22 protein-coding genes are annotated in these 23,419 nt (G+C 59.1%); 11 read left to right on the forward strand and 11 right to left on the reverse strand.

The window, feature by feature from the left end; genetic code table 11:
- The first annotated feature begins 165 nt into the window (after positions 1-165).
- The 3 genes from dacB to pmrB are packed head-to-tail and all read left to right on the forward strand — an operon-like array spanning position 166 to position 3,328.
- On the forward strand, positions 166-1,599 hold the full coding sequence (dacB, locus tag GT753_RS22505) for a serine-type D-Ala-D-Ala carboxypeptidase (protein WP_160125971.1): 1,434 nt from the start codon (positions 166-168) through the stop codon (positions 1,597-1,599).
- 8 nt (positions 1,600-1,607) lie between these two features.
- On the forward strand, positions 1,608-2,270 hold the full coding sequence (pmrA, locus tag GT753_RS22510; RefSeq protein ID WP_004933545.1) for a two-component system response regulator PmrA: 663 nt from the start codon (positions 1,608-1,610) through the stop codon (positions 2,268-2,270).
- Entirely contained in the window at positions 2,267-3,328 is a 1,062-nt protein-coding gene (gene pmrB, locus GT753_RS22515) for a two-component system sensor histidine kinase PmrB (RefSeq protein WP_021504259.1), read from the forward strand. Before pmrA ends, pmrB begins: the two co-directional genes overlap by 4 nt.
- 36 nt (positions 3,329-3,364) lie before the next feature.
- On the opposite strand, the gene cgtA is transcribed toward pmrB, so the two are convergent.
- The 4 genes from cgtA to rplU all read right to left on the reverse strand — a co-directional run bounded on the left by cgtA (position 3,365) and on the right by rplU (position 6,217).
- Positions 3,365-4,537: an Obg family GTPase CgtA gene (cgtA, locus tag GT753_RS22520; RefSeq protein ID WP_004933553.1), complete on the reverse strand. Its 1,173-nt coding sequence runs from the start codon at positions 4,535-4,537 to the stop codon at positions 3,365-3,367.
- 16 nt (positions 4,538-4,553) lie between these two features.
- Positions 4,554-5,525 (reverse strand): DMT family transporter, encoded by a 972-nt coding sequence (locus GT753_RS22525; RefSeq protein ID WP_016929330.1) that lies wholly within the window; start codon positions 5,523-5,525, stop codon positions 4,554-4,556.
- Between the two features lie 105 nt (positions 5,526-5,630).
- A complete protein-coding gene (rpmA, locus tag GT753_RS22530; RefSeq protein WP_004933559.1) occupies positions 5,631-5,888 on the reverse strand; it encodes a 50S ribosomal protein L27 in 258 nt (85 codons plus the stop codon).
- Between the two features lie 17 nt (positions 5,889-5,905).
- Entirely contained in the window at positions 5,906-6,217 is a 312-nt protein-coding gene (gene rplU, locus GT753_RS22535) for a 50S ribosomal protein L21 (RefSeq protein ID WP_004933561.1), read from the reverse strand.
- A 270-nt stretch (positions 6,218-6,487) separates the two neighbouring features.
- Here rplU and ispB point away from each other — a divergent pair, with 270 nt between their 5' ends.
- Positions 6,488-7,459, forward strand: a complete 972-nt coding sequence (gene ispB / locus GT753_RS22540) for an octaprenyl diphosphate synthase (RefSeq protein WP_015376407.1) — start codon at positions 6,488-6,490, stop codon at positions 7,457-7,459.
- Between the two features lie 50 nt (positions 7,460-7,509).
- Here ispB and GT753_RS22545 read toward each other — a convergent pair whose 3' ends face one another.
- The gene (locus GT753_RS22545) at positions 7,510-7,866 is read right to left on the reverse strand and encodes a DNA-binding protein (protein WP_045610224.1); all 357 of its coding nucleotides are present in this window, start codon (positions 7,864-7,866) and stop codon (positions 7,510-7,512) included.
- Positions 7,867-8,047: 181 nt separating this feature from the next.
- Here GT753_RS22545 and GT753_RS22550 point away from each other — a divergent pair, with 181 nt between their 5' ends.
- On the forward strand, positions 8,048-8,308 hold the full coding sequence (locus GT753_RS22550; RefSeq protein ID WP_004933567.1) for a helix-turn-helix transcriptional regulator: 261 nt from the start codon (positions 8,048-8,050) through the stop codon (positions 8,306-8,308).
- Positions 8,309-8,374: 66 nt separating this feature from the next.
- Here the strand turns inward: GT753_RS22550 and mdh are convergent, their stop codons facing one another.
- A complete protein-coding gene (mdh, locus tag GT753_RS22555) occupies positions 8,375-9,313 on the reverse strand; it encodes a malate dehydrogenase (protein ID WP_004933569.1) in 939 nt (312 codons plus the stop codon).
- A 464-nt stretch (positions 9,314-9,777) separates the two neighbouring features.
- Here mdh and argR point away from each other — a divergent pair, with 464 nt between their 5' ends.
- The 3 genes from argR to yhcN (GT753_RS22570) all read left to right on the forward strand — a co-directional run bounded on the left by argR (position 9,778) and on the right by yhcN (GT753_RS22570) (position 11,299).
- The gene (gene argR, locus GT753_RS22560) at positions 9,778-10,248 is read left to right on the forward strand and encodes a transcriptional regulator ArgR (RefSeq protein WP_004933572.1); all 471 of its coding nucleotides are present in this window, start codon (positions 9,778-9,780) and stop codon (positions 10,246-10,248) included.
- 403 nt (positions 10,249-10,651) lie between these two features.
- Positions 10,652-10,915, forward strand: a complete 264-nt coding sequence (gene yhcN, locus GT753_RS22565) for a peroxide/acid stress response protein YhcN (protein ID WP_004933574.1) — start codon at positions 10,652-10,654, stop codon at positions 10,913-10,915.
- A gap of 120 nt (positions 10,916-11,035) precedes the next feature.
- The gene (gene yhcN / locus GT753_RS22570) at positions 11,036-11,299 is read left to right on the forward strand and encodes a peroxide/acid stress response protein YhcN (protein ID WP_004933578.1); all 264 of its coding nucleotides are present in this window, start codon (positions 11,036-11,038) and stop codon (positions 11,297-11,299) included.
- A gap of 197 nt (positions 11,300-11,496) precedes the next feature.
- Here yhcN (GT753_RS22570) and mpl read toward each other — a convergent pair whose 3' ends face one another.
- Positions 11,497-12,876, reverse strand: coding sequence for a UDP-N-acetylmuramate:L-alanyl-gamma-D-glutamyl-meso-diaminopimelate ligase (gene mpl / locus GT753_RS22575; protein WP_044029874.1), 1,380 nt, complete (start codon positions 12,874-12,876; stop codon positions 11,497-11,499).
- A 169-nt stretch (positions 12,877-13,045) separates the two neighbouring features.
- Here mpl and fbp point away from each other — a divergent pair, with 169 nt between their 5' ends.
- Positions 13,046-14,050, forward strand: coding sequence for a class 1 fructose-bisphosphatase (fbp, locus tag GT753_RS22580; RefSeq protein WP_004933587.1), 1,005 nt, complete (start codon positions 13,046-13,048; stop codon positions 14,048-14,050).
- A gap of 45 nt (positions 14,051-14,095) precedes the next feature.
- Here fbp and GT753_RS22585 read toward each other — a convergent pair whose 3' ends face one another.
- Positions 14,096-15,649, reverse strand: a complete 1,554-nt coding sequence (locus GT753_RS22585; protein ID WP_160125972.1) for a methyl-accepting chemotaxis protein — start codon at positions 15,647-15,649, stop codon at positions 14,096-14,098.
- A gap of 260 nt (positions 15,650-15,909) precedes the next feature.
- Here GT753_RS22585 and ppa point away from each other — a divergent pair, with 260 nt between their 5' ends.
- A complete protein-coding gene (gene ppa, locus GT753_RS22590; RefSeq protein ID WP_004933594.1) occupies positions 15,910-16,440 on the forward strand; it encodes an inorganic diphosphatase in 531 nt (176 codons plus the stop codon).
- A gap of 52 nt (positions 16,441-16,492) precedes the next feature.
- Here the strand turns inward: ppa and GT753_RS22595 are convergent, their stop codons facing one another.
- The 3 genes from GT753_RS22595 to GT753_RS22605 are packed head-to-tail and all read right to left on the reverse strand — an operon-like array spanning position 16,493 to position 22,376.
- Complete coding sequence (locus tag GT753_RS22595) at positions 16,493-16,840, reverse strand: gamma-glutamylcyclotransferase (RefSeq protein WP_004933596.1); 348 nt, start codon at positions 16,838-16,840, stop codon at positions 16,493-16,495.
- 2 nt (positions 16,841-16,842) lie between these two features.
- Complete coding sequence (locus tag GT753_RS22600) at positions 16,843-20,661, reverse strand: translocation/assembly module TamB domain-containing protein (RefSeq protein WP_160125973.1); 3,819 nt, start codon at positions 20,659-20,661, stop codon at positions 16,843-16,845.
- Complete coding sequence (locus tag GT753_RS22605; RefSeq protein ID WP_170310347.1) at positions 20,658-22,376, reverse strand: autotransporter assembly complex family protein; 1,719 nt, start codon at positions 22,374-22,376, stop codon at positions 20,658-20,660. The genes GT753_RS22600 and GT753_RS22605 overlap by 4 nt, the downstream gene beginning before the upstream one ends.
- 304 nt (positions 22,377-22,680) lie before the next feature.
- Here GT753_RS22605 and msrA point away from each other — a divergent pair, with 304 nt between their 5' ends.
- Positions 22,681-23,322 (forward strand): peptide-methionine (S)-S-oxide reductase MsrA, encoded by a 642-nt coding sequence (gene msrA / locus GT753_RS22610; RefSeq protein ID WP_174242172.1) that lies wholly within the window; start codon positions 22,681-22,683, stop codon positions 23,320-23,322.
- Positions 23,323-23,419: the final 97 nt, after the last annotated feature.

Here is a 23,419-nt window from a genome sequence, read left to right on the forward strand (position 1 = left end):
CAGGCGACAAACAAAAGAAACCTGACTCGGAACGGAGCCCAAGCCAAGATCGGTTTTGCATTTTGATACGCATTTTAGCCTAGAGTTCCTTGAGGGTCATCGTTTACTTTTTCCCTGATTGCACCGTAGTATGACGGCACGTTATCCAGCTGTTATCCCGAGATTATGCGTTTTTCACGAATTGTCAGTGCATTGGCTTGCGCATTTGTTCTGAATGCGAATGCGGCCCCGGTTGAAGAGTACACACAATATCTGCCTGATGGGGCCAACCTTGCCCTGGTCGTTCAGAAGATCGGCGCCGGCTCGCCGACGATCGATTACCACTCTCAGCAGATGGCGCTGCCGGCCAGTACCCAAAAAGTGCTGACGGCGCTGGCGGCATTGCTGCAACTCGGGCCCGATTACCGTTTCACCACCACGCTGGAGAGCCAGGGTGATATCCGCGACGGCGTGCTGCGCGGCAACCTGATCGCCCGCTTCAGCGGCGATCCGACCTTCAAACGCCAGAGCCTGCGCAATATGGTGGCCGTCCTAAAAAAGCAGGGCGTGCGCCAAATCAGCGGCGACGTGCTGGTCGATACCTCGGTCTTCGCCAGCCATGACAAGGCGCCCGGCTGGCCGTGGAACGATCTGACGCAGTGCTTCAGCGCGCCGCCGGCCGCCGCCATTGTCGATCGCAACTGTTTCTCGGTCTCGCTGTACAGCGCGCCGAATCCGGGCGACATGGCGTTTATCCGCGTCGCCTCCTATTATCCGGTTAATATGTTTAGCCAGGTGCGCACCCTGGCGCGCGGCTCCGCAGACGCGCAGTACTGCGAGCTGGACGTGGTGCCGGGCGAGCTGAACCGCTTTACCCTGACCGGCTGCCTGACGCAGCGCAGCGAGCCGTTGCCGCTGGCCTTCGCCATCCAGGACGGCGCCAGCTATGCGGGCGCCATCCTGAAAGACGAGCTGAAGCAGGCCGACATCCAGATCGACGGGCATTTGAAACGCCAGACGCGCCCCGGCATCACCGGCACGGTGATCGCGCAAACCCAGTCGGCGCCGCTGCACGATCTGTTGAAAATCATGCTGAAGAAATCGGACAACATGATCGCCGATACCGTCTTCCGCACCATCGGCCACGAACGCTTCGGCGTGCCGGGCACCTGGCGAGCCGGTTCCGATGCGGTACGGCAGGTGCTGCGCCAGAAGGCCGGCATCGATCTGGGCAACACCATCATCGCCGACGGTTCCGGCCTGTCGCGCCACAACCTGCTGGCCCCGGCGACCATGATGCAGGCGCTGCAGTACATCGCGCAGCACGACAACGAGCTGAACTTTATCTCGATGCTGCCGCTGTCCGGCTATGATGGCACCCTGCGCTACCGCGGCGGCCTGCATGAGGCTGGCGTAGACGGCAAGGTGTCGGCCAAGACCGGCGCGCTGCAGGGCGTCTACAACCTGGCGGGCTTCATCACTACCGCCAGCGGCCAGCGCATGGCCTTCGTGCAGTATCTCTCCGGCTACGCCGTGCCGCCGGAAGATCAGAAACAGCGCCGCGCACCGCTGGTGCGTTTCGAAAGCCGCCTGTATCGGGATATTTACCAAAACAACTGAGGATCGCCATGAAGCTGCTGGTCGTTGAAGATGATGAACTGCTGCAACAAGGGCTGGCGCTGGCGCTGACCGGTGAAGGCTACGTGTGCGACTGCGCCGCCACAGCGGCGGAGGCCAGCAGCCTGCTCATCACCAGCCAATACAGCATGGTGATCCTGGATCTCGGCCTGCCGGACATGGACGGCGCAGCGCTGCTGCGGCAGTGGCGCCGCCAGCAGATCGATCTGCCGGTGCTGATCCTGACCGCCCGCGACGCCCTGGAAGACCGCGTCGATGGGCTGGACGCCGGCGCCGACGACTACCTGGTCAAACCCTTCGCGCTGGTTGAGCTGCAGGCGCGCGTGCGCGCTCTCCTGCGGCGCTACCAGGGCCACAGCGACAATCTGATGCAGGTGGATGACCTGCAGTTGAATCTCTCCAGCCAGCAGGTCTATCTGCAACAGCAGCCGGTGGAGGTCACGCCGAAAGAGTTCGCCATTCTGGCGCGCCTGATCATGCGTGCCGGGCAGACGGTCAACCGCGAACTCCTGCAGCAGGATCTCTACACCTGGCAAGATGATTTAGGTTCCAACACCCTGGAAGTGCATATTCACAACCTGCGCCGCAAACTGGGCAAGGATCGCATTCGCACCGTGCGCGGCATCGGCTACCGCCTGGAACCCTCGTCATGATCAGCATGCGCCGCCGCCTGCTGCTGATGCTGGCGCTGATCCTGCTGGTCACGCAACTCATCAGCGCCTTCTGGCTGTGGCACGAAAGCCAGGAGCAGATCAGCTTCCTGGTGGACGAAACCCTGTCCGCCAAAGTGCGTACCGAACGCGTCGATACCGAGATCGCCGAGGCCATCGCATCGCTGTTGGCGCCTTCGCTGATCATGATGATCGTCACCCTGTTGGCGTCATTCTGGGCTATCAGCTGGATCATCCGCCCACTCAACCAACTGCAACAGCGGCTGGAAAAGCGCTCTGCCGATAACCTGACGCCGCTGCCGATCACCAGCGATAGCCAGGAAATGGTGGCCGTCACCAATGCGCTCAATCAGCTGTTCTCACGGTTGGACAACACCATTCAACAGGAACGCCTGTTCACCGCCGACGCCGCCCACGAACTGCGCACGCCGCTGGCCGGCATCCGCCTGCATCTGGAATTGATGGAAAAACAAGGCGTCAAGGGCAGCCAGGCGCTGATCGCCCGCATCGATCAGCTGATGCATACCGTCGAGCAGTTGCTGATGCTGTCGCGCGCCGGGCAAGACTTCGCCAGCGGCCATTATCAGCATTTCGATTGGGTGGCCGATGTGATCCAGCCGCTGCGCGAAGAGCTCGACGAAATGGCCGCCCAACGCGGGCAGACGCTGGGCTGGCAATTGCCGGCTGCTGCCACAGTGAACGGCGATCCGGTGTTGCTGCGGCTTCTGCTGCGCAACCTGGTCGAAAACGCTCACCGTTACGGCCCGGAAGGCGGCGCGATACAGGTGCGGTTAACGCCGCAAGACAACGGCTATCTGCTGCAGGTCATCGACGATGGCCCGGGAATCAAGGAAGAAATGGTCGGGGAGCTGACGCAGGCGTTTCGCCGCATGGATCAACGCTACGGCGGCAGCGGACTGGGCCTGAATATCGTGATCCGCATTGCGCAACTGCACCAGGGGCGTTTGACGCTGGAAAACCGCCGCGATGCGCGCGGCCTGAATGCCCAGTGCTGGCTGCCGGAAAAGGCGCTCAAATAATAAGGGCCCAGCGTTGCTGAGCCCTTTATCACCGAATTACTTCTGGTAAATGATTTCGACGCCTTCGTCGTCGTCTTCGTCCCAGTCGTCATCCCAGTCATCTTCCGCTTCGGCTTCCACTTCCGCGATTTGCTCGCGGTGGTAGTCATCCCACATGAATTCGACTTTTTCCGGTGCGCTTTCTTCGATCGCCATCGCTTTCGGCTGGGTGTTGATGAAGTTCATCACGTCCCAGCACAGCGCGTTGACGCCTTCGCGGTTGGCGGCGGAGATCATGTAGTACTTCCCTTCCCAGCCCATGCCTTCCACAATCGCCTTGGCGCGTTCGGCGGCTTCTTCCTCACCAATCACATCAATTTTGTTGAACACCAGCCAGCGCGGCTTCTGCGCCAGATTTTCGCTGTATTGGTTCAACTCGTTGATGATGACTTTGGCGTTTTCCACCGGATCGGATTCGTCGATCGGCGCGATGTCCACCAGGTGCAGCAGCACGCGGCAACGCTCCAGGTGTTTCAGGAAACGAATACCCAGGCCGGCGCCTTCGGAGGCGCCCTCGATCAGCCCCGGAATGTCGGCGACCACAAAGCTCTGCTCGTGATCCATGCGCACCACGCCCAGGCTCGGCACCAGCGTGGTAAACGGATAATCGGCCACCTTCGGCTTGGCGGCGGACACCGCGCGGATGAAGGTCGATTTGCCGGCGTTCGGCAGCCCCAGCATGCCCACATCGGCCAGCAGCAACAGCTCCAGCAACAGGTCACGCGCTTCGCCGGCGGTACCCAGCGTCTTCTGACGCGGCGCGCGGTTGACCGAAGATTTGAAACGGGTGTTGCCCAGACCGTGCCAGCCGCCTTTGGCGACCATCAGCTTCTGCTCGTGGCGGGTCATGTCGCCGAGGATCTCGCCGGTGCCCTGATCCTTCACGCGCGTGCCGACCGGCACCTTGATGATGACGTCTTTACCGCGTTTGCCGGTACAGTCGCGGCTCTGGCCATTCTGGCCGCGTTCGGCGCGGAAAGACTTCTCAAAGCGGTAGTCGATCAGGGTGTTAAGGTTCTCGTCCGCCAGCAGGTAGACGTCGCCGCCGTCGCCGCCGTCACCGCCGTCAGGCCCACCGTTCGGGATATATTTTTCGCGGCGGAAGCTGACGCACCCGTTGCCGCCGTCGCCTGCAACGACCAGAATCGCTGCTTCATCTACAAACTTCATTTACCGTCTCCGTAAATCATTCACCGGGCTGCTTCAAAGGAGCAACCAGGGGGGGGTCTGCCCGTCGCGGCCACCACCGGTGACCAATTGCGGAAAACATGGCGCCCGCCACAACCACAAACGCACCGACATAGCCGACGATGTTCAGCGTCGGCATGGCGAATGCCTGGGGCCAAGCCAGCGCCAATAAATCTGAAAACAGCAGGGTAAACAGCGGGGTCAGCGTAACCAACGCGCTCACCTGCGCCGCCTGCCAGCGCGCCATCGCTTCTGCCAGCGCGCCATAGCCGATCAGCGTGTTGGCGCCGCAAAACAGCAGGCACGCCAATTGCCAGCCGCTAAGCTGGAAAATCACCTCGGGTTTGGCCAGAGGGAACAACGCAATCGCACATAAAGTGTACAACATAACCAGGATCTGCGGCGAAGCCAGCCGGCGCAGCAACACCTTCTGCGCCACGCCATAGCTCACCCAGACCATCGCCGCACACACACCCAGCATGACGCCCAGCGTGTAGTCCGTCAGCCGGGTGAAGATCTCTATCAGACTGACGTTGAAAAACAGCATCAGCCCGCAAATCAGCATCAGGGCGCCAATGACCTGGGTGATGCGCATGCGCTCTTTTAAAATCAGCACGCTGGCGAACATCATACCGACTGGCGACAGCTGGCCAATCACCTGCGACGCCGTCGGGCTCAGGTATTGCAGCGAGGAGCTGAAGAACACAAAGTTGCCCAGCAGCCCCGCCGTCGCGATCGCCAACAGCAGCAGCCAACGCGGCTGGCGGAACATCGTCAGCGGCGGCAGCTTGCCGCGCACCGCAAGGATCAGGCCCAAACCGATGGCGGCCATGGTAAAGCGATACCAGACAACGGTAAACGGCTCCATCACCACCAACACTTCTTTCATCGCGATCGGCAACGCGCCCCAGCAAACCGCCGTGGTTAACGCCAAAGAAATACCAACGCCGACCTGCTGCTTCGTATCCATATCACCTTCGCCAACGCTGACGGGCCAACCCTCAGGCAACCCATAAATGTAAAAAGCCCCGCAACGAATTGCGGGGCTTACATCTATTTCGTAAGGCTCGAAAAATTATTCAGCTTCGATGCTGATGAATTTACGATTGCTCGGGCCTTTAACTTCGAATTTGACTTTACCGTCTTTCAAAGCAAACAGAGTGTGGTCTTTGCCGCAACCCACGTTGGTACCAGCGTGGAATTTGGTGCCGCGCTGACGAACGATGATGCTGCCTGCCAGTACTGCTTCGCCGCCAAAGCGTTTTACGCCCAGACGTTTAGCTTCTGAATCGCGACCGTTACGAGTCGAGCCGCCAGCCTTTTTGTGTGCCATTAATCCGCTCTCCTAACTTAAGCGCTGATGCCGGTGATTTTAACGTCAGTGAACCACTGACGGTGGCCCTGCTGCTTACGGTGGTGTTTACGACGACGAAACTTAACGATTTTAATTTTCTCGCCACGACCGTGAGCAACGACTTCAGCTTTGATCTTGCCGCCATCGACGAAAGGAACGCCGATTTTGATATCTTCGCCATTAGCGATCATCAGAATCTGGTCAAACTCAACCGCTTCACCAGTTGCGATGTCCAGCTTTTCCAAGCGAACGGTCTGACCTTCGCTTACTCGGTGTTGTTTACCACCACTTTGGAAAACCGCGTACATATAAAACTCCGCTTTCCGCGTGCCCGACTGTGTTAGTTCAGAGCGCGCTATAAATATTCACAATAGGGCGCGAATTCTACGCAAAAAAGCGGCGCATGACAAGAGCAGAATAAGACCAGAAGGAGAAAAAAGAAGAAAAAAAGCGCAGTTTCTTTCGTGGCGTTTATCTGAACCGTTTTTCAAGTACAATCATAGGGACAGTTACCGCCATGTACCGATGTGAGCAGCGATCTCAACGCGGTGAAGAGAAACACAGCTGAAAAAAACACAATGAACCTAGAGCAAATTACCGAGTTAACCGCGCAAGATATGGCGGCCGTGAACGCAACAATTCTCGAACAGCTGAATTCCGATGTCACGCTCATCAATCAGCTTGGCTATTACATTATCAGCGGTGGCGGTAAGCGCATCCGGCCGATGATCGCCGTCCTGGCGGCGCGGGCGTTGGGCTACGAAGGCAACAAGCACGTCACCGTAGCCGCCCTGATCGAATTCATTCATACCGCCACGCTGTTGCATGACGACGTCGTCGACGAGTCGGATATGCGCCGCGGCAAAGCCACCGCCAACGCGGCGTTCGGCAACGCCGCCAGCGTGCTGGTCGGCGACTTTATCTATACCCGCGCCTTCCAGATGATGACCAGCCTGGAATCGCTGCGCGTGCTGGCGCTGATGTCGGAGGCGGTCAACGTCATCGCCGAAGGCGAAGTGCTGCAGTTGATGAACGTGCACGATCCTGACATCAGCGAAGAAAGCTATATGCGGGTGATCTACAGCAAAACCGCCCGTCTGTTTGAGGCGGCGGCGCAATCGTCGGCGATCCTGTCCGGCGCCAACGCCGAGCAAGAGAAGGCGCTGCAAGATTATGGCCGCTACCTCGGCACCGCTTTCCAGCTGATCGACGATCTGCTCGACTACAGCGCCGACGGCAGCACCCTGGGCAAAAACACCGGTGACGATCTGAATGAAGGGAAACCGACCCTGCCGCTGCTGCACGCGATGCACAACGGCGACGACGCCCAGCGTGACATGATCCGCGGCGCGATTGAGCAAGGTAACGGCCGCCACCTGCTGGAGCCGGTGCTGCAGGCGATGCAACAATGCGGTTCGCTGGAATACACCCGCCAACGCGCCGAGGAAGAAGCCGACAAGGCGATCGCCGCGCTGCAGGTCTTGCCGGCCTCGGAGCACCGCACGGCGCTGGAAGGCCTGGCGCATCTGGCAGTGCAACGCGACTTTTAAGAAACAAAAGTTTCTTAACGTTCTTATCAGGCCCGCTGAGGCGGGCCTGTCTAGGTATTGTTCTCTTCGTCAATGCGCGCCAGCAGGCCGCCTATCCCTTCCCGCATCAGGAAAGCCACCATTTTCTCGCGCTCGCTCTCCGTCAAATGGTAGTAATACTCGATCCATACCGCCAACGGATCCTGGCGTTCTACGTCATATGTCGCCCCGTCTTCTTTCAGCGCCAGCAGGTTACGCACGCCTGGAGGCAGGCTGTCGATATGGTACTCCAACGCTTTTCCCTGCACGCCTTTACGCCTGCGGCTGATCCAGCCTTCGCGTCGGGCCATCAGATTGATTCCCTGTGGTGAGGAAGGTAATCCTGCGATGCCTGTCAGTTCCTTGGCGGCAAACCACTCGTTTTTCATAGCCATCATCTCTGGGCAATAGTGGGCAATGTCGTTTTTTGGAAATTACTTGGGTATTTTTTAGGAAATTTAATGGTATTCTTGTTTCCGAATAAGCGTTTCACGTTGTTCAAACGCTTAACCATGACCCGTTAGTTATACCACTAACGCAACTTTGGCTAATCAGAAAAGGAATGTAAACATGAATTCAAGGAACCCAGATTGGCATCCGGCAGATATCATCGCGGCGCTACGCAAGCAGGGCACCACGCTGGCGGCAGTGTCGCGCAAGGCCGGATTAAGCTCATCGACGCTGGCCAATGCGCTGTCGCGCCCGTGGCCAAAGGGGGAATGGCTGATCGCCGAAGCGATAGGCATCCACCCTTCGGAGATCTGGCCAAGCCGCTATTACGATCCGCACAGCGATTGCCTGCTGGATCGCAAAGCACGCATCAAATCGTGAACGCGGAGCAAAAAAAACCGCCGGAACAGCGTCCGGCGGCGTTTATCGGCTGACTATCGGTGTCGATCAGTTATTGATGAACTTCTCGCCCAGTTCGATATCTTTATGCAGCACGTCCAGCATCTCGTTCAGTGCTTTCTGCTCGAAGGCGCTCAGGGTGCCGATATCTTTGCGTTCTTCAACGCCGTTCTTGCCCAGCACCAGCGGCTGCGCGAAGAAGCGAGCGTATTTGCCGTCGCCTTCAACGTAAGCGCATTCCACAACGCCTTTCTCGCCCTGCAGCGCACGCACCAGAGACAGACCGAAACGGGCGGCCGCCTGACCCATGGACAGCGTTGCAGACCCGCCGCCGGCTTTGGCTTCCACCACTTCAGTGCCGGCGTTCTGAATACGTTTGGTCAGATCCGCCACTTCCTGATCGGTGAAGCTCACGCCAGGGATCTGCGACAGCAGAGGCAGGATGGTCACGCCAGAGTGGCCGCCGATCACCGGCACGTTCAGTTCTTCAGGCTGCTTGCCTTTCAGCTCGGCCACGAAGGTATTGGAACGGATGATATCCAGCGAAGTCACGCCGAACAGTTTGTTCTTGTCGTAAACGCCGGCTTTTTTCAGCACTTCCGCCGCGATGGCGACCGTGGTGTTAACCGGGTTGGTGATGATGCCGATGCAGGCTTTCGGGCAGGTTTTCGCCACTTGCTCAATCAGGTTACGCACGATGCCGGCGTTAACGTTGAACAGGTCAGAGCGATCCATGCCTGGCTTACGGGCCACGCCGGCGGAAATCAGCACCACGTCCGCACCGTGCAGAGCCGGAGTCGCGTCTTCGCCGCTGAAGCCTTTGATTTTAACTGCGGTTGGGATGTGGCTTAAGTCGACGGCAACGCCTGGGGTAACGGGGGCAATGTCGTAGAGAGAGAGTTCAGAACCTGAAGGAAGCTGGGTTTTGAGTAGAAGGGCGAGGGCCTGGCCGATACCGCCAGCAGCACCGAGAACTGCAACTTTCATCCTATACTCCTTTATTATCTTAAATATATAAAGCGCCGTGAATGTGTTGGTTACGGACCTTACGTTATTACACCTTTCAAAACAATAAATTAGCCAATTCTTGCCTGCAGGTGTAATAAAACGGCCGCTGTCGCGCCCATTTTAGATTAAATCGCTTACGCATGAAGGGCATAGCGCACACTAATCAAAAAAAGTGCGAGGTTATTCACGAGCAAGTTAACCGGCCGTTACATTACACCCTTACGCAACATCAGAACAACATCATTTTAATAACATTTTATTTACCACCGCAGGCCGATTTTCCGTCGTCAAAAGGGCATATTCATCGCGGCCGGATTTTGTTAAAATGCCGCCCTTTCCTCGCCGTCCGGTCATTTTTATTTTCTTTGGGGCGGCCTTTGTTGCATAAAAATTCATCTATATGCATAATCATGACTTCCACTATCAACATTCCACGGTGCAAAATGCGTAATCCCGCAAAACAGGAAGATCTGATCAAGACGTTCAAAGCGTTATTGAAAGAAGAAAAATTCAGTTCTCAAGGCGAGATCGTTTTGGCGCTGCAAGAAGAAGGCTTCGAAAACATTAACCAATCCAAAGTATCGCGCATGCTGACCAAGTTCGGCGCGGTACGTACGCGCAATGCCAAAATGGAAATGGTGTATTGCCTTCCTGCCGAACTCGGCGTGCCGACCACCACCAGCCCATTGAAGAATCTGGTGCTCGACGTCGACCATAACGATGCCGTCGTGGTGATCCACACCAGCCCGGGCGCCGCACAGCTGATCGCCCGCCTGCTCGACTCACTGGGTAAATCCCAGGGTATCCTCGGCACAATTGCCGGCGACGACACGATTTTCGTCACCCCGTCCAACGGCTTTACCGCTCAGAAGCTGCATGAAGCGATCCTGGGCGTGTTCGAACAAGAGCTGTGAAACCTGGCGCTAACAAAGTGCGGCTGTAAACCGCATTTTGTTAGCGCTTCTTTAACCCTCGCGTTACCTTCCCAGCCTTCAACCGCGTTTAACACTGCTTTTTTATCCCGCAACAACACATTTCCATGACATCTCCATGTAACCAGCAGTACCCACTGTGATCTTCCGCACTTTTGGTCAAAATCACTTACCTTATTGAAATTACATAAATTTAACATCAAAAGATCGTTTTATGAGCGTTTTTTATTCCTTACGGTTATAAAAAATAAGGATCATGAGGTTAAAGTTTCACTAGCAACTGTTAGCGAACTATTAATTTTTCGCGTTACTAGCTGTATACTCATTTTCGTGAACTGAATCACAGTTCGTTGGAACTGATAAAAGAATACGATGAGGTGAGATGATGAAAATTAAAGCTACCGTTGCAACCCTGAGCGTTCTGTCCATGCTTTCCTTTGGTGCATTCGCAGCACAATCTGTTGATGCAACCCAGGCCGCAAAACTGCAGCCCGCCGGTGTGATCACCGTGAGCGGCGTCGCCGCTGCGCCTTCCGACATTCGCCAGGCACTGTCCGACAAAGCCGACGCCAAAGGGGCGACCGCTTACCGCGTGATCGAAGCGCGCAACGACGGCAACTTCCACGCGACCGCTGAAATCTACAAATAAGTAACGGCATTACCCGGCAACGGGCAATACATCTCTGGAATCAAACGCTGTCATAACGGCCTTCAAGAATAAAAATCGCTGCCAAGCCCTTCCAGGCTGTTATGACCAAGGATCGCTATCATGAACATGAAAACTACTGTTGCTGCACTCGGTTTGCTGTCCGTCATCTCCTTCGGCGCGTCTGCCGCCCAGTTGGTGACTAACGATCAGACCGCCAATCTGCAATCTATCGGCACCATTACCGTCAGCGGCATCGACGGCGCGCCGACCGACATTCGCCAGGCGTTGTCGGAGAAAGCCGACGCGAAAGGCGCGACCGCCTACCGCGTGATCGAAGCCCGTAACGAAGGCAACTACCACGCCACCGCCGAGATTTACAAATAACAACTCTGGGAACGGCTTTGCAGAGCTGATTACCCTCGTCACTGCCACTGCCGAGTTCTGACGCAAACGCCGATTTCCCAGAGACCCTCTCGTCGTCCTATCCGACGAACCCCGTTGCCCTCGCTCGCGAGGGCTTTTTTATGGGCGTAAAAAAGGCCGCGAATGCGGCCCTTAGGTTGGCTGATGCGGCTAAGCGATCAGTAGGTCACCTTCGGTTCCTGCTTTTTCGCCAGCGCGTCCAGCAAGCGATCGTGAATACCGCCGAAACCGCCGTTGCTCATCACCAGAATGTGGTCGCCCGGCTGTGCGGTTTTCACCACCATCTCCACCAGCGTGTCGAGATCCGCGCTCCAATGCGCCGGCTGCACGCAGGCATCCGCCACTTCCGCGACCTGCCACGGAATGTGGTGCGGCTGGAACAGGAACACTTCGTCGGCACGGCCGAGCGAAGGCGCCAGATCATTTTTGCTGATGCCCATTTTCATGGTGTTGGATCGCGGTTCCAGCACCGCCAGAATGCGCGCCGTACCGCCGACCTTGCCGCGCAGCGCGGCCAGAGTGGCCAGGATCGCCGTCGGGTGGTGCGCGAAATCGTCGTAAACCGTGACGCCGTTGGCTTCGCCGCGCAGCTCCAGGCGGCGGCGGGCGTTGATGAAATCGCCCAACGCGCGGCAGGCGTCCGCCGGCTGCACGCCGACGTGGCGAGTCGCGGCGATGGCCATCAGGCCGTTATGCATGTTGTGCTCGCCCACCAGCGCCCACTTCACTTCGCCGACCTGCTCACCGTCGAGGAACACCGCGTAATGGCTGGCGTCCGGCGTCAGCTTCTGCGCGCGCCAGGCGCCCTCTTCGCCCACCAGCTCCTGTTCGCTCCAGCAGCCCATCGCCATCACCTGCTTCAGGTGGCTGTCGTTGTCCGGCAGGATGATTTTACCTTTGCCCGGCACCAGACGCACCAGGTGGTGGAACTGTTTCTGGATGGCTTTCAGATCGTCGAAAATATCGGCGTGGTCGAACTCCAGGTTGTTCATGATCAGCGTGCGCGGGCTGTAGTGCACGAACTTGGAGCGCTTGTCGAAGAACGCGCAGTCATACTCGTCGGCCTCGATCACGAAGAACGGGCTGCCGCCGAGGCGGGCCGATACGTCGAAGTTGCCCGGCACGCCGCCGATGACGAAGCCGGGCTGGTAGCCGCAGGCCTCGAGGATCCAGGTCGCCATGCCGGCGGTGGTGGTTTTGCCGTGGGTGCCGGCGACCGCCAGTACCCAGCGATCGCGCAACACGGCGTCGTGCAGCCACTGCGGGCCGGAAACGTAAGGGATACCACGCTCCAGCACCGCCTCCACGCACGGGTTGCCGCGCGTCATGGCGTTGCCGATGATCACCAGATCCGGCGCCGGATCCAGCTGGGCGGGATCATAACCCTGAATCAGATCGATCCCCTGGTTCTCCAGCAGCGTGCTCATCGGCGGATAGACGTTGGCGTCCGAACCGGTGACGTCATGCCCCAGTGAGCGCGCCAGCATCGCCAGCCCGCCCATAAAGGTGCCACAGATCCCAAGAATGTGAATGCGCATAGGTTTCTCATGTGAGTGCATCGAATGTCGGCATATTCTAACGCTCAGAATCGTCCAGAAGAAATGGATTTGCCTATGAATGGCGCGCATCTTTGGGCTACACTGCACGCGAAAACGTTGGCGGTTTGTTAACAGGCCGCTATCCATCCGTAGATTCAGGGATTGTGTCATGAAAACGTTAGGCGAATTTATCGTCGAGAAACAGCACGACTTCTCTCACGCCACCGGCGAGCTGACCGCGTTACTTTCTGCAATTAAACTGGGCGCCAAAATCATCCACCGCGACATCAACAAGGCCGGCCTGGTTGATATTCTGGGAACCAGCGGGGTGTCCAACGTACAGGGCGAAGTTCAGATGAAACTGGACCTGTACGCGAACGAAAAACTGAAAGCGGCGTTGAAAGCGCGTGGTGAAGTTGCGGGTATCGCTTCCGAAGAAGAAGATGAAATCGTGATATTCGACGGCGAGCGAGCTGAAAATGCCAAGTATGTCGTATTGATGGATCCGTTGGACGGCTCGTCCAACATCGATGTCAACGTCTCGGTCGGTACGATTTTCTCTATCTATCGTCGCATCACGCCGGTCGGCACGCCGGTGACCGAAGAAGACTTCCTGCAGCCGGGCAGCGCCCAGGTCGCAGCGGGTTACGTGGTTTACGGCTCGTCCACCATGCTGGTGTACACCACCGGTTACGGCGTCCACGCCTTCACGTACGATCCGTCTCTGGGCGTGTTCTGTCTCTCTCACGAGAAAGTGCGCTTCCCGGCGAGCGGCAACATGTATTCCATCAACGAAGGCAACTACATCAAGTTCCCTCTCGGCGTGAAGAAATACATCAAGTACTGCCAGGAGCAGGACGAAGCGACGCAGCGCCCTTATACCTCGCGCTACATCGGTTCTCTGGTGGCGGACTTCCACCGCAACCTGCTGAAAGGCGGCATCTACATCTACCCAAGCACCGCCAGCCACCCGCAAGGCAAGCTGCGCCTGCTGTACGAATGCAACCCGATGGCGTTCCTGGCCGAACAGGCCGGCGGTAAGGCCAGCGACGGCAAAAATCGCATTCTGGACATCACGCCGGTGAAACTGCACCAGCGCGCGCCATTCTTCGTCGGCACCAAGTCGATGGTAGAAGACGCAGAACGCTTCATCGCCGAAAACCCGGACGAGTAACGCGTTACTGGCAAGGGTTCGGCGCCGCGCCGAACCCTTATCGCCTTACAGCTTGAACGCCGCCATGCTCTGCGCCAGCAGCTGAGCCTGCTCTTCCAGCGAGCGCGTCGCCGCCGCCGACTCTTCCACCAGCGCCGCATTCTGCTGCGCCACCTGATCCATCTGCGCCACCGCCAGATTCACCTGTTCGATACCGCTGCTTTGTTCGCGCGTCGCCGCCGAGATCTCACGCATCAACGCCGTCACCCGGCCCACTTCACCGGTGATACCGCTCATGGTCTGCGCCGCCGACTCCACCATCTGCTCGCCTTCCTGCACCCGGTTCTGCGACGCTTCGATCAACCCTTTGATCTCTTTCGCCGACTGGGCGCTGCGCTGCGCCAGATTGCGCACTTCGCCGGCCACCACCGCGAAGCCGCGGCCCTGTTCACCGGCGCGCGCCGCCTCCACCGCTGCGTTCAACGCCAGGATATTGGTCTGGAAGGCGATGCCGTCCATCACGCTGATGATATCGGCGATGCGGCGCGAGCTGTCGGTGATCGCCTGCATCTTGCTCATCACCTGACTGACCACGTCGCTGCCCTGGTTGGCGATATCGGACACGCTCAGCGCCAGTTGGTTGGCTTGCTCGCAGTTCTCGGCGTTCATTTTCACCGTCGAGGTCAGCTGTTCCATGCTGGCGGCAGTCTCTTCCAGCGAAGCGGCCGATTCTTCGGTGCGCTGCGCCAGATGCAGGTTACCGGCCGCCAGTTCGCGTGAACCGGTGTCGATCTGGCTGCTGGCGTCACGCACTTTGCTGACCGAATTGGCCAGCGCCCGCTGCATGCGCTGCATCGCCCGCACCAGGCGGCCCATTTCGGTATCGCCCTCGCCGCGGATCTCATGGGTCAGATCGCCGCCGGCGATGTATTCCAGCTGCGCGATGGACTCATCCAGCGGACGCAAAATGATCACCCGCAACGCAAACCAGGCCAGCACCGCCAGCAGCACGCTGAGCAGGCCCGCCACCACGATCAGCGAGATCTTGGTGCTGGCGTTGCTTTCGGCGTCATACACCTGCTTCTCGCCGAGCTTCATGGCGAAACTGCGGAAATCGCTGAGATCCTTTTCAAACGCGATGCTCAAGGCGGAAATGCGCGTCTCCTGGATATGGTAATACTCATCGATCTTGCCGGCCTTGATGGCGGCGGCCATCGGCTTCACACCCTGCTCCAGATAGGCGCGATAGCTGTTTTGCAGGCGGCTGGAGAGTTCGCGGCCGCGCTCGGTCACGGTGCCGACGCCGACAAAGCGCGCCATTTCCTTGTTCGACTGCTCGAGGTAACCGTAGATGCGGCCCACGGTGGCGTCGGAGACATCAGTCTGGCCGATCTCCCGTTGGCGCACCGCCAGCGAAGCGGCGGTTCGGGCGCGCAGCGTCAGGTTGGAGCTGTTGGCCAGCGAGCCCAGCTCTTCGCCGAGGATCTGGTTTAAGGTATGGATCGAGCGCGATCCTTCGTTAATCGCGTTGACGCCAATAACGCTGACCATGATCAGCAGCATGGTCATCAGGCTCAGCAGGGCGATCAGCCCAGCCTTCACCGTAATCTTTTTTAGCATGAGTTCTTCCCGGCTTCAGAATAGTGAGATCAGACGTAGTAGGGGTGGCAAAACGCGGAGCCAGCTTTGCTGGCTCATTATTGTTTGTTGAAGTTATCGGCAGGCGGAGGCAAAACTTCATGCCGCGGCGGGATTAATCTGGAAATTCTCCGCGCGCAGAGACACTGGGTTTTCGACGATGAAAAGGGCAGGAAATCGCAAAAGAGTCCGCTATAATAGCCGCCACTCCATTTCTGGTTTGATGATTAAAGGAAACCGACATGAGCTTGAATCTGGTCCCAGCTGGCAAAGACCTGCCGGAAGACATCTACGTAGTAATCGAAATCCCGGCCAACGCCGATCCAATCAAATACGAAATCGACAAAGAAACCGGCGCGCTGTTCGTTGACCGTTTCATGTCCACCGCGATGTTCTACCCGTGCAACTACGGCTACATCAACCACACTCTGTCTCTGGATGGTGATCCGGTTGACGTGCTGGTCCCAACCCCATATCCGCTGCAGCCGGGCTCCGTGATCCGCTGCCGTCCGGTTGGCGTGCTGAAGATGACCGACGAAGCCGGTGAAGACGCCAAGCTGGTTGCGGTACCGCACAGCAAGCTGACCAAAGAGTACGATCACGTGAAAGACGTGAACGACCTGCCGGAACTGCTGAAAGCCCAGATCGCTCACTTCTTCGAGCACTACAAAGATCTGGAAAAAGGCAAATGGGTGAAAGTGGAAGGCTGGGCAGACGCTGCCGCAGCTAAAGCGGAAATCATCGCCTCCTTCGAACGCGCCGCCAAGAAGTAATTTTCGCCGCCGTCCGATGAAAAAACACCGCTCATTGAGCGGTGTTTTTTTATTACTGATCTTCGAGGCGTTTCAGCCAGTCACCGCTGGTAATTCGCGGGTAACCGTCCACGCTGTGTTTATACAGGTAGATCCACGCACTCCCATAAGGCGTCTGAATCAGCTCGCGCTTATAGTCCTTGGTGTTGCTTTTCAGTTCGTCCAGCTCTGCCAGAATCGATGAGTTAATACGATACACTTCGCAATGTATCGTGCCCTCTCCAGGGATCGCCGCCGGGTAATGGCCCAGATTATAAATCTGATAGCCTTCGAGCTCGTGCTCGCCGAGCCATTGGGCGTTGGTCATCCAATGGCTGTTTCCCTGTTTGCGCCGTAAACTGCCGTAGACAATTATTCGCATCGCTAAAACTCAAACTGATAGAGCAAATCTAATGCCTGGTCGAGACCAGACACCGCTTCAAGATACAACTTAGGCATCAGGCGATAACGCAACGTCAGCGTGGCCAGCGAGTCGAAAATGCCCACCCCATATTTTACTTGTAAGCCTGGGAGGACATAGCCGCTCACGACAACCTGGGAATTGTCGCCAACCCCTTGAGTGTCCAGAGCCAAATTACTCACGCCGAATGCCTCGCCGATTTTACCCACAAGTTGACCACTTTGTGCAACCCCCATGCCGATTAACATCGACGTCATGGCGTTGCCGTCGGCGCCGGAACTGCTTAAGCCCTGACCGCGCAGCAGATAAGACAGGGCTTCCTGTTGCGATTTGGCCGGATCGGAGAACACTTCCAGCTTCGGCGCATCCGCCAGGCCGGTCACGCGCACGCCGGCGGTCACGTCGTCCTCGGTGGATTCCGGGTTGCGGATCGCCTCGATATTGAGCAGCGGCTGATCCGGCGGGCCAGAGAACATCAGCTGCCCTTTACGCACGATCAAATCCTGACCATAAGCATGGAAGCGACCGGAAGGGATGTCAATCTGGCCATTGAGGCCCAGCCCTTTCTTGTCCTGCACCACTTTCAAATCGCCCTTCAGGCGGGCTTTCAGGCCGAAGGCGTCCAGCCGCACGTCGTTGCCGACGTGGATCATCAGATTGCTGTTGATCGGGATCGAGGCGGTCTTCGGTTGAATCGGCTTCAGCTGATCGTCCAGCATCACCTCGTCGGAAGAGACGCCCACCGCGCTTTCCGGCAGTTCCTGCACCGTGATGCGCGCCCAGGGAATATCGACCTTGCCGTTGAGCGAGAACAGCTGCGGCGTGGCTTCGAACACCAGATCCGGCGACACGTCGATGCGGATCATCGGCGGTACCGTCACCCGCAGCTTGTCGCCCTTGGCGGCAATGCGCGCACGCCAGGCATTGATGTCACGCCAGTCGGCATCGCCCGCCAGATTCAGCTGGCCGCGCGTGGTGCTGAGCAGCCCTTCCAGCGTCGAGGTCATGCCGTTGAAATTCACCGCCAGCCGCGCGTCGGTCATATCGAACGGCATCCAGTGTCCTTGCACCTTCGCCCGATCCAACGCCAGACGGCCGAACACCAGCGGCTTCTGCGCGCTGCCGCCCAGGCGCAGGTTGGCGTTCAGCATGCCCGCCGCGCTTTCGCCCTTCATCAGCGCCGGGTTGATCAGCGCCAGCGAGATGTTGGTGATATTGACATTGCCGCTGATGGTGCGCCGCACCTGCGGATCCGCCACCTGGATATTGCCGTCGAACTGGCCGTTGTTGGTCAGTTTGATCCGCCAGTCGGCCTGCGCGCGGCCGTTGTTCAGGCCGGCGTTGAGGGTCAGCGTATCGAAGGCGATCGGTAGCGCGTTGCCCTGCACCTGCTGCACCACCTTGACGCCGTTGCCGGCCAACGTGACCTTCGCCTCTGGCAGCGCGCCGCCCGGTTTCCAGCTGACGTCGGCCCGGCCGGTGAACACGCCGCTCAGGGCGGTCTCCGGGCCGAGGAACGGCTTGATCATCGCCAGATCGAAGCGGTTGAGCACCACGCTGGCCTGGCCGCTCTGGCCGGCTTCGATGGTCTTCGGCACGCACAGCTCGGCGTTCGGGTTCTGCCAGCAGTGCGGCCCGACGCTGATCTTCTGCGCGGTGTTCAGGTAGTCCAGCGCGATGGCGCGCGTCAGGCGCCACTCCCCCACCGGCGTATCGAAGCGGGTATTGTTCAGATTGCCGCGCCAGCGCTGCTGCTGACGATCGAAGCTGCCCTGCAGCGCCAGCTGGCCGGAGACCGGTTTGCCGTCGATCTTCAACTGCAGCTGATGCTGCTTCTCGCTGCCTTTGGCGTCGAGGGTCAGCAGGCTGACCTCCAGCGCGTCCTGCTTCAGCTGCTCGACGCGTACCGCCAGCTGCCCCTGGATCTGATCCGTGGAGCGCACGTCGCCGTCGATCTTCACGCGGTTGATGCGCAGCGCCTGCCACTGCAAGCCGGAGGCGGTCAAATCCGCCAGCAGCTGAGGCGCCTGCAGATTGCCGCGCAGCTTCAGCAGCCCTTTGGCGGTGCCGCCGAGGCCCGGCAGCGCGCCGTCCAGACGCGGCGCGTCGATGTTGGCGTCCAGGTTCCAGTTCTTCTCGTCCAGCTGTCCTTTGACATTCAGCTGGTTGCGCCCCAGCGTCAGATCGATGCCGGGGATTTTCCACTGCCCGGCGGCGTTGCCGCTCAGCGTGCCGCGCGCCGTGACCTTGTTCTGCTTCACGTTGCCGTCCAGCTGCAGCACCGGCACCTGCAGCTGCCAGCTGCCGCCGTGCAGGCTGCCGCGCGTGGTGATCTTGCCGTCGAGTTTCGCCGGCCATTCCGGCCACTGCTTGGCGGTATTGATGCCGCTCAGCGTCAATTGCGAGGTCCAGCTGATGGCCTTGCTCCAGTCCACCAGCGCGGTGAGATCGGTATTGCCCTGCAGCGCCGCCAGGCGCAGGCGCTCCAGCCTGAACTGCTCGACGTTGCCTTTGCCGTCCAGCGTCAGCACCGCCGGCGGCAGATCCTGGCCTTTCAGATTGGCGCGCGTCGACAGCGCATAGTCGGTCGCCTTGCCGTTAAAGCGCAGGCGGAAATCGTTGACCTGATACTGCGCCTCGCCGCTCAGCGGCCATTTCAGCTGCTTGCTCTGCAGCGTCAGCGCCAGCGGCAGGCCCGCTTCGGCCAGCCGGGTTTGCACATCGAGCTGGGCGCCGACCGGGCCGGACAGATTCAGCGCCACCTTCAGCTCATCACGCAACCCGCCGTCGATGTTCAGCTTCACCTTCTCGCCCTTCAACGGGTCGATATTCAACGCGCTGTTGGCGGTCAGCGCCACCGGCCAGTCGCCGGTCAGGGTCGCCTGCCCCTGCACCGACAGCGTGCCCTGCGGCGACTTCACGTCGAAGTTGTCCAGCTGGATATGCTGATCCTGCGTGCTGGCCTGCAGCAACAGGCTCGTGATCAGCACGTCAGTATCGCCGGTCAAGCGCAGCTGTTCGCCGCTGATCTCTTTCACGGTGATATCCAGCGGCAGGCGGATGTCCGGCAGATCCGGCAACAGCGGTTTGGCGAACAGTTCCTTCAGCGTTTCGCCGAGCGGCTTCTCCTCCGGCTGCGGCGCCGGTTTCGCCGCGTCGGTAACCTGCTCACCGACCTTTTTCGCCACCTCGACCGCCGGTTGCACCGCTTCCGGCAACGGATTTTGCGGCGTTTTCGGCAAGGCGATCAGCAACGAGCCGATCTTGGTTGGCATCAGCGTCAGCGCGCGCTCTTGCCACTGCGCGCCGGTGCGGAACTCGGCCAGAGAAATGGCGGTGTCGTCGACGGTGACCTTGACGTTATTCAGCGCCAACAGGCGCAGGGTGATCGGATAAGGGGTGCTGAGATTGGTGGTCGGTTCACTGCTCTCCTCCACCGGCGCGGAGGGCGCCATCTCTTTGGTGTTCACCGCCACGTCCACGTCCTGAGCGGTCAAAGCGTTGACGCACAGCGAGCTGCGTTTAAAGCAGGAGAGATCGAGGGAGAGATGGAACTGCCCGGCGTTGACCGTCACGCCCGGCATCTGATACTTCACGCCCTTCAGCGTCAGATCGCGCCAGCCGCCGCTGACGCCGGCGATCTCCAGCCCCGGCACCCAGCGCGCCGCGCCGTTGATGACCATATGCAAACCGGTGGTGGTCCCCACCAGAAAGGCCAGTCCGCCGATCAGCAGCAGCAGAATGACCAGAAATCCGAGGCAAATCTTTTTAACCAGGCTCATAGTTCAGGCCCCAAACCGATGTAGAACTGCATCCCGTGGGTGTCCTTGTCCCCCACGGGCGCGGCGATATCCAGCTTCACCGGCCCCACCGGCGACTGCCAGCGCACGCCTACGCCGGCGCCGGTCTTGAAGTTGCTCTGCTTGATATCGTTCACCGCTTCACCGGAATCGACGAACATCGCCCCCCACCATTTGCCGGTCACGTTGTATTGATACTCCAGCGAGCCGGTCAGCATCTTGGAGGCGCCGGTCAGCTTGCCGTCGTCGCCGCGCGGCGAAATGTCTTTGTACTTGTAGCCACGAATGCTGCGGTCACCGCCGGCGAAGAAGCGCAGATCCGGCGGCACCTTGTCGAAGTCGTTGGTTTCGATCCAGCCCACCTGCCCGCGCGCTACAAAGCGATGCTTGTCGGCCAGGGTGCGGATCCAGACGTTCTGCGCCTGCATCAGCGCGAAGTCCACGCCGGAGCCCCAGGAAGTGTCGGACACGTCGATGGAATAGCGTTGGCTGTCGCCCCAGGTCGGCATCAGCCCGCCGCGCGAACGGGTGCGGTTGAAGCTGACGCCGGGGTACAGCAGCATGGTGGTGTTGCTGACGTTGCCCTGGGTAAAGTTATCCCAGCGCCAGGTCAGGTTGATCGCCCGCTGCCAGCCGCTGGAGAGATCCCAGTTGCGCGAGGCCACCACTTTGGAGGTCACGGATTTGGTGTCGTTAAGATCGACGTTCTTGAGCCCGCCCTGCAGCAGGTAATACTGCTCCAGCGGGTTCTTGAGCAGCGGGATCTTGTAAGTCAGATCCAGCTGCTGCTCCGGCGCCGACACGCTGGCGCTGGTTTCCAGGCTATGCCCGCGATCGTTGAGCCAGGGCTTTTTCCAGGTGCCTTTCACCCGCGGGCCGACGTCGGTGGAATAACCGATACCGGTTTCGACGGTGTTGCGCGTGCGCGGCGTCACCAGCGCGTCCAACGGCAAAATCTTGTTCTCTTTGGCATCGTTGAAATCAGGGGACACCACCACCGAGTTGAACCAGTTGGTGGCGGACAAACGGCGGTTCAGCTCGGCCAAATCCTCCGAACTGTAGTAATCCCCCTGATGAAAGGGCACCAGATTTTGCAGATAGTCTTCGCGGATTTGCGAACCGGTGAATTTCACCTTGCCGAAGCGGTAACGTTCGCCGCTGTTGAAATCGATATCCCAAAACGCCTTGTGCAGATCTTCGGCCACGCCGAGCTGGCTTTTGGTCATGTCGGCGTCGAAGTAGCCTTTGCGCAGCGCCAGGCCGGTCAGCGAGCCTTTGAAACTGTCATACTTGCCGTGGTTGAGGATCTCACCGATGGTCGGCCGATCCTTCTTTACCAGCGCCAGGTAGTCCTCATCGGTCTTCGCGCCGCCTTCCAGCACGATGTTGGCGCCGGCGATGCGCACCGGTTCGCCCGGATTGACCTTGGCATGCAGCACCGGGCGCGACATCCCCGGCCGATCGTCCAGCGTAAACTCGATAGTCGGCTGGTAATAGCCGAGCGCGCGCAGCCCCTGGCGCACCGCCTCGTCCACCCGTGCGCGGAAGCGGCCGTCGGTGCCGACCTCTTCAGGCGTGATCGACGACAGCCGCACCCGGACGTTTTTTTCCAACTCTCCGCTTAACCCCTCCACCTGCAGCCGCACGTTCGCCGCATAGGCTGCAGGTGCCGCAAGCAACACAGATATCAAGCACATGACCGGGTACTTTGGCACGTGTTCTCCTTATTGATTTTACTGTCCTGTTATGGTGTTCGCTCCGGGGCCAGGGCAGACTCCGCGCTATCATGACGGCAGCCCTCTTCAACCTTCTTCCGGACGCCGCCCGCCGCGCTTTGCCACCGCCGCGCAACAGGCGAATTCTTCACTTTTGGCGCTCAAAATACTGCGTTAAGCTTATACAAAATCCAACTTGCCGCTTATTGTGGGCAAAGACGCGGTGAGATACAACCGAACCGCCGCCATGTAGGGTCAATTCTTACTGTGACAACAGGAGTCAACCGTGGTGCCATTTTTTGATAAATCACAAACCGTCGATAAGGCAAGCGCGCTGCCTGGCCGCACCACGCCAATGCCTGTCGCAACGCTCAACGTCGTCACCGAACACTCGATGACTCAGGTGCCGGCCGGCATGGAGGTGGCAGTTTTCGCCATGGGCTGTTTCTGGGGCGTTGAGCGCCTGTTCTGGCAACAGCCGGGCGTCTACAGCACCGCCGCCGGCTACAGCGGCGGCTACACGCCGAACCCGACCTACCGCGAAGTGTGCAGCGGCCAGACCGGCCACGCCGAAGTGGTGCGCGTGGTGTTCGATCCGCACGTCGTCAGCTACAAACAGCTGCTGCAGCTGTTCTGGGAAAATCACGATCCGGCGCAGGGCATGCGCCAGGGCGGCGACGTCGGCACGCAGTACCGCTCGGCGATTTATACGCTGAGCCCAGAGCAGCAGGCCGAGGCGGAAAGCAGCCTGCAACGCTTCCAGCAGGCGATGGATGCGGCGGGCGATAAGCGCGCCATCACCACCGAGATCGCACCGGCTCTGCCGTTCTATTACGCGGAAGACGATCACCAACAGTACCTGTACAAGAACCCGGAAGGCTACTGCGGGCTGGGCGGCATCGGCGTTTGCCTGCCGCCGCAGGGCTGATTTGATGCCGGCCGGCGGCACTTTTTTAACCGCTGGCGGCCCCTGTGGGGCAACTGCTATACTATGCGGGCCGCTTCTGCGGCCCGATAGCTTCCCT

The sequence above is a fragment of the Serratia sp. Z4 genome (genome assembly GCF_009900725.1).
GTDB lineage: Bacteria > Pseudomonadota > Gammaproteobacteria > Enterobacterales > Enterobacteriaceae > Serratia > Serratia nematodiphila.

Excerpts from the sequence above, each read along its gene's own strand:
- GT753_RS22605 (WP_170310347.1), bottom strand. The coding sequence starts at position 22,376 with ATGTGCTTGATATCTGTGTTGCTTGCGGCACCTGCAGCCTATGCGGCG.
- GT753_RS22525 (WP_016929330.1), bottom strand. The coding sequence starts at position 5,525 with ATGGATACGAAGCAGCAGGTCGGCGTTGGTATTTCTTTGGCGTTAACC.
- GT753_RS22595 (WP_004933596.1), bottom strand. The coding sequence starts at position 16,840 with ATGCGAATAATTGTCTACGGCAGTTTACGGCGCAAACAGGGAAACAGC.
- GT753_RS22585 (WP_160125972.1), bottom strand. The coding sequence starts at position 15,649 with ATGCTAAAAAAGATTACGGTGAAGGCTGGGCTGATCGCCCTGCTGAGC.
- yhcN (WP_004933578.1), top strand. The coding sequence starts at position 11,036 with ATGAACATGAAAACTACTGTTGCTGCACTCGGTTTGCTGTCCGTCATC.
- mpl (WP_044029874.1), bottom strand. The coding sequence starts at position 12,876 with ATGCGCATTCACATTCTTGGGATCTGTGGCACCTTTATGGGCGGGCTG.
- GT753_RS22550 (WP_004933567.1), top strand. The coding sequence starts at position 8,048 with ATGAATTCAAGGAACCCAGATTGGCATCCGGCAGATATCATCGCGGCG.
- ppa (WP_004933594.1), top strand. The coding sequence starts at position 15,910 with ATGAGCTTGAATCTGGTCCCAGCTGGCAAAGACCTGCCGGAAGACATC.
- pmrB (WP_021504259.1), top strand. The coding sequence starts at position 2,267 with ATGATCAGCATGCGCCGCCGCCTGCTGCTGATGCTGGCGCTGATCCTG.
- GT753_RS22545 (WP_045610224.1), bottom strand. The coding sequence starts at position 7,866 with ATGAAAAACGAGTGGTTTGCCGCCAAGGAACTGACAGGCATCGCAGGA.
- mdh (WP_004933569.1), bottom strand. The coding sequence starts at position 9,313 with ATGAAAGTTGCAGTTCTCGGTGCTGCTGGCGGTATCGGCCAGGCCCTC.
- GT753_RS22600 (WP_160125973.1), bottom strand. The coding sequence starts at position 20,661 with ATGAGCCTGGTTAAAAAGATTTGCCTCGGATTTCTGGTCATTCTGCTG.
- dacB (WP_160125971.1), top strand. The coding sequence starts at position 166 with ATGCGTTTTTCACGAATTGTCAGTGCATTGGCTTGCGCATTTGTTCTG.
- argR (WP_004933572.1), top strand. The coding sequence starts at position 9,778 with ATGCGTAATCCCGCAAAACAGGAAGATCTGATCAAGACGTTCAAAGCG.
- fbp (WP_004933587.1), top strand. The coding sequence starts at position 13,046 with ATGAAAACGTTAGGCGAATTTATCGTCGAGAAACAGCACGACTTCTCT.
- rplU (WP_004933561.1), bottom strand. The coding sequence starts at position 6,217 with ATGTACGCGGTTTTCCAAAGTGGTGGTAAACAACACCGAGTAAGCGAA.
- ispB (WP_015376407.1), top strand. The coding sequence starts at position 6,488 with ATGAACCTAGAGCAAATTACCGAGTTAACCGCGCAAGATATGGCGGCC.
- cgtA (WP_004933553.1), bottom strand. The coding sequence starts at position 4,537 with ATGAAGTTTGTAGATGAAGCAGCGATTCTGGTCGTTGCAGGCGACGGC.
- pmrA (WP_004933545.1), top strand. The coding sequence starts at position 1,608 with ATGAAGCTGCTGGTCGTTGAAGATGATGAACTGCTGCAACAAGGGCTG.
- rpmA (WP_004933559.1), bottom strand. The coding sequence starts at position 5,888 with ATGGCACACAAAAAGGCTGGCGGCTCGACTCGTAACGGTCGCGATTCA.
- yhcN (WP_004933574.1), top strand. The coding sequence starts at position 10,652 with ATGAAAATTAAAGCTACCGTTGCAACCCTGAGCGTTCTGTCCATGCTT.